The 910-nt window shown below is 47.6% G+C and carries 1 protein-coding gene; it reads right to left on the bottom strand.

Annotated features, from left to right (window positions below):
• Positions 1 to 910 (bottom strand): hypothetical protein (locus ACS604_RS18925; protein WP_474772649.1); only part of this gene is annotated, 910 nt, incomplete at both ends.

Raw genomic sequence — 910 nt, 5'->3', positions numbered from 1 at the left:
TGCATCCTTAACCTGTAACTGAACCGTGCTGACTGCCTCTGCAATCTTGGCGGTCAGGCGATTAAGGTTGTCATATTGATAGACCGAAACCCGCTGCTCAGTCAGCCCACTCGCTTCCACCTGTTTGGTTTTATTGCCATAGGCATCGTATTCATACAGATGCGTGACCGGCTTACCTGCCGATGGCTCAGGCAGGGTTTCCTTGACCAGTCGACCCAGTTTGTCATAGCTGTAGCTATACTCGCCACCCAGTTTATTGCGGTAAGTGGCAGGCTGAGCTGACCCATCCGTATAGGTATAGGCTTCATAGGCCCCTGAAGCATCAGTAATGCGGATCTTGCGGTTTAATTTGTCATACTGGTAAACGACTTGCGTATATACCGTACCAGCATTCAAATAAGGCTGAGTGGTAGGGGCAACTTCCGTACTGCTTGCGAGTATCTTTACCCCGTTCCATAAACCATTGCTGCCTTCAATCTTATCCAGGGCATTTACTGGAGTTAGAGACTTCTGCTCTGAGATCTGATTACCAAACACATCATAGTTATAGTAAGTGATATAACCTTCAGGATCGATTTTTGCCGTATTCCGGTTTAAGGCATCGTAGTAGAAATAGCCCTTATTGCCGAGTTTATCCTTGACCCAGATAACATTGTTAAAGGCATCGTAACCGGTTTCAACCGTAGCACCTTGTGCATCGGTTTCCTTGACCTTACGGTTCAGTGCATCATAAGCATACTGAGTCAAGGCATGCTCTGGTAAAGTCGCTATATTATAGCTGGCATCCAGCTGCGCCAGGGTACTGCTGCGGCTTAGGCTGGTTGCTGCATTAAAGCGTGCCGTGCTTGTTAAATTGTCAAAGGCATCATAACTGTAACGGGTCACATAGCCCTGGGCATCGATCTGGTAG

It is taken from the genome of Acinetobacter sp. Li1LvA2 (assembly GCF_056156705.1).
The sequence above is the reverse complement of the archived record's forward strand: the minus strand, read 5'-3'. Positions and strand labels throughout refer to the sequence as shown.